The sequence below is a fragment of the Bradyrhizobium sp. Ses1 genome, assembly GCF_059512365.1.
The window spans coordinates 1-3,712 of the sequence record NZ_JCAMOQ010000134.1; the positions used below are offsets into that span (position 1 = coordinate 1).

The following is a 3,712-nucleotide window of genomic DNA, read 5'->3' on the forward strand; positions in this document are numbered from 1 at the left end:
GGCCGTCGCGTTTCATGCCGATAGCATACACCAACGCCGCAACAATGTCGCCTATATTTCTGACCTATGAGTAAGTGACCATGCTGCGAGCTAGCTGATCACCATATGATGATTCGGTTTTACAAGCCAAGCGAGCGGCGCCGAAGGCGGCAGGATCTAGGGTTGAACTTGAAGATTCCAGTGGATTTCCGGTTTCGGGCCTACGCTCGCAAGCTGTGCCTGTCACGGCCGATTGCCACTTCAAAGTAGGCAATCCGCATGTGGTGCGGCACAAATACGCACGCGGACCCTGTGAAACCTGGGCAACCGGATCATCCACTCGTTGCAAACCTTCTGAATAGCTTGGGGAAGATCCGGCAACCGGTCCCATTGTTCATGCGGATTGTAGATGTTGATGCGGACGAGGTCAGGGCAGCTGCGGCAACCTCGGGCATGAGGGCGTCACCGGGGACCGCGCGCCGCACCGCTTGAGCTGGCCACAGCAAGGTGGTGGAAAAGTTTTGGAAAATCATCCTGCGGGCCCCTTGAATGGTTCCATGGCGTTCCCAGATTGTTCGCCAGCAGGTGGGGTACTCGCACGAGTGTTTCCCGACTTATCAACTAGACGACGACCTCCCCGTGAGGGCGGCCGAACGCAGGAGCGTGCCTTGCTGTACGGATTTTGTAGCCTTCACCGCGATGGCGCGAGGTACAGCGGAAGCCTACAGAGGGCGCTGTCGAAATGACGATCATCAAGAGCTTTGCCGTGGGGAACGGCGACACGTTCTATATCAAGCACGCCTCGGATAACTTCACGATCATCGATTGCGACCTGAACGAGGAGAACGCCGACGAGATCCTCAAGGAGCTCAAGGCCGAGTCGGCGTATAAGGGGATAACGAGATTTATCTCGACGCACCCTGATGACGACCACTTCGGCGGCATCGAATTGCTCGACGCCGAAATCCCGATCAGGAACTTCTACGTTGTCAGGAACAAGGTCATCAAGGACGACGAAACGACGTCGTTCAAGCACTACAGCAAGCTTCGCGACGACAGCGAGAAAGCCTTTTACATCTACAAGGGGTGTTCCCGGCGATGGATGAATCGGAAGAGCGATGAGCGCGGGTCTGCCGGCATAAACATCCTGTGGCCGGACACGTCGAACGAGCACTTCAAGGAAGCGCTGGCGAACGGCGAGGCCGGTATCAGCTACAACAACATGTCCGCCGTGTTCCGCTACAACATGGTGGGCGGCGCAAGCTTTCTATGGCTCGGCGATCTCGAGACCGAATTCATGGAGAAGATCACCGACAGCATCAAACTGGAGAAGACCACGGTGGTGTTTGCGGCCCATCATGGCCGGAAATCGGGCAAGATACCGGATGCCTGGCTTGAGAAGCTCGATCCGCAGATTATCGTCATCGGCGAGGCGCCCTCTCGTCATCTGCACTATTACACGGGATACAAGATCATCACCCAAAATCGCGCGGGCGACATCACGTTCGACATCGAAGACGACAAGGTGCACATCTACGCCTCGAACCCAAACTATTCGCACAAGGACCTGGCAGACGAGAAGCAGGACAAGTTCACGGGCTACGCCGGGAGCATCACCGTCGAGACCGTGTACACGCTTGAGCCGGCCAAATGATCTACGAAAATTTTGAGCCCGGCGCAATGAAACGGCAGTCCATGCTGAACCGCGTAGGATGCCGGGTTCATCTCGGTCAACCTTGACGTCGAGGATGACGAGGACGTTGCCCAAGTTTGACAAATATACGATTTTTGCGCGCCTGTTTCCCGCCATCATCGCCGCCGCGCCGGCGCTCGCGCTGACTTGGGTGGTGATCACGACTGGCACGGAGATCAAGTTGGTGCATGGCATCGCCGGGACGGCGCTTGCCGTGCTGCTGATGGTCCTCGCGGATGCCGCCAGGCGGCGTGGCAAAGCCATTGAGCCGGGACTGATCGAAGGAATGGGCGGCTTGCCTAGTATCACTATGCTCCGGCACCGCGACGGTACGTTCGATGCGGCGACGAAGGCCCGAATGCACGCGTTCCTCGGCGCCAAGCTTTCCGAGACTGCCCCGACATCGGCAGAGGAAGCCGAGAGTCCTGAGGCTGCGGATGTGTTCTACAGGCGAGTTGGAGACTGGCTCCGAGAGAACACGAGAAGCCGGAAGAAATTCGAGATCCTGTTCAACGAGAACGTCAGCTACGGCTATCGGCGTAATCTGTATGCCCTGAAATGGCCCGCGCTCATTCTCAACGCCCTGATCGTGATCGGCTGCGCGACGCAGTACGTCTATCACTGGCCTGGACCCGACTGATGTCGGTTTGACGCCGGTTTTTGTGATCGCCTTTCTGCATGCCTGCTATCTGTTGGCGTTCTCGACGAAGGCGGCCGTAACCGAAGCCTCGCGCATTTATGCGCGCCAGTTGTTGCTCAGCGTTGAATCTCCGCATCTCAGGAAGGAGAACTCACCGGTTAGGCCGCGTTCGCGTCGTAACCAGGCGACCAGCTGACAGTTGGTCGGGAGGTCCATTTGGCTGATTTCTTTGAAATCGATTTCCTCGACGTCGAGGCGAAAAGCAGTGGTGACGCCATCTGCATGCGTTATGAGACTGGGGGGCGTCAATATCTTCACGTGGTCGACGGCGGCTTTCAGAGTACCGGCGATGCAATGGTGAAGCACATCAACGCGTTCTATGGGTCTCCGAAGCGGCTCGACTACGTGGTGGCGACGCACAATGACGGAGACCACGCGGTTGGCTTGCAGGCAGTGCTCGAGAACTTCGACGCGGGGGCCCTGTGGATGCTTCGGCCCTGGATCTATGCAGACGAACTCTTGCCCAGATTCAAGAACTACACGAGCGCAGAGAATTTGCGTCGTGCTCTGAGATCGGCCTATGGCAATCTGGCCTCCCTTGAGGACATCGCCGTCCGAAAGAAAATTCCGATGTTTGAGCCCTTTCAGGGCAATGACGTCGGCGCCTTTCGCGTCATGGCGCCGACCAGGGCGAGGTTTCTCGATCTGGTCGTTGATTCTGACAAGACGCCAGTCGCCAAGGACGCCGGCGTCCTGTCCACTGTGGGGCGCGTTTTCGTCGATGCCGCAAAGCAGGCCGCGGCCCTCGCCAGGGCTGTCTGGGGCGATGAGTACTTCCCGCCCGGGGAGACCAGCAATGAAAACGAAATGAGCGTGGTGCAATTTGCCTCGCTCTCCGGCTTCAAGATCTTGCTGACGGCTGATACTGGCCGCGCGGGGCTCCGCGAGGTAATCGACTATGCGCCGACGGCAGGTCTCTTGTTGCCCGGTATCGATCGTTTCCAAGTACCTCATCATGGCGGTCGCCATAACGTATCAAGCGAGCTTCTTGATCAACTGCTTGGTCCCAAGCAATCCAATCAAGGCGGCGCAGTAAAATTCCAGGCCTTTGTTAGCTCCGCCAAAGCCGATCCCGACCATCCCCGCAAGTCAGTCGTGCGCGCAATGTATCACCGTGGCGCCAACGTCTATACGACCGAGGACGGAGGAAAGCGTACCGCGGGCGGCGCCGTGCCCGAGCGCGGGTGGGGGCCGGCGGTTCCTGTCGCGTACCCGGACGAGCAGGAGAGCTGAGAGGACACGAGGCTGATCTCAGGCACGGGCCTAGTCTTACTGAGTCAGAAAGTCGCGGGCGTATTTGAGGGTGAATCAGCTACCCAGAGGACTCAGGTGAGAGGACT

Annotated in this window: 3 protein-coding genes; all 3 read left to right on the forward strand. The window is 58.1% G+C overall.

Features of this window, described 5'->3' with window-relative positions; genetic code table 11:
- Positions 1-721 precede the first annotated feature (721 nt).
- The gene (locus tag AC5ZG5_RS45760) at positions 722-1,633 is read left to right on the forward strand and encodes a ComEC/Rec2 family competence protein (protein ID WP_456647189.1); all 912 of its coding nucleotides are present in this window, start codon (positions 722-724) and stop codon (positions 1,631-1,633) included.
- A gap of 106 nt (positions 1,634-1,739) precedes the next feature.
- Positions 1,740-2,312, forward strand: coding sequence for a hypothetical protein (locus tag AC5ZG5_RS45765; RefSeq protein ID WP_456647190.1), 573 nt, complete (start codon positions 1,740-1,742; stop codon positions 2,310-2,312).
- A 216-nt stretch (positions 2,313-2,528) separates the two neighbouring features.
- Positions 2,529-3,605: a ComEC/Rec2 family competence protein gene (locus AC5ZG5_RS45770; RefSeq protein WP_456647191.1), complete on the forward strand. Its 1,077-nt coding sequence runs from the start codon at positions 2,529-2,531 to the stop codon at positions 3,603-3,605.
- The last annotated feature ends 107 nt before the right edge of the window (positions 3,606-3,712 follow it).

Coding starts and splice junctions, on each gene's coding strand:
- AC5ZG5_RS45760 (WP_456647189.1), top strand. CDS start 722: ATGACGATCATCAAGAGCTTTGCCGTGGGGAACGGCGACACGTTCTAT.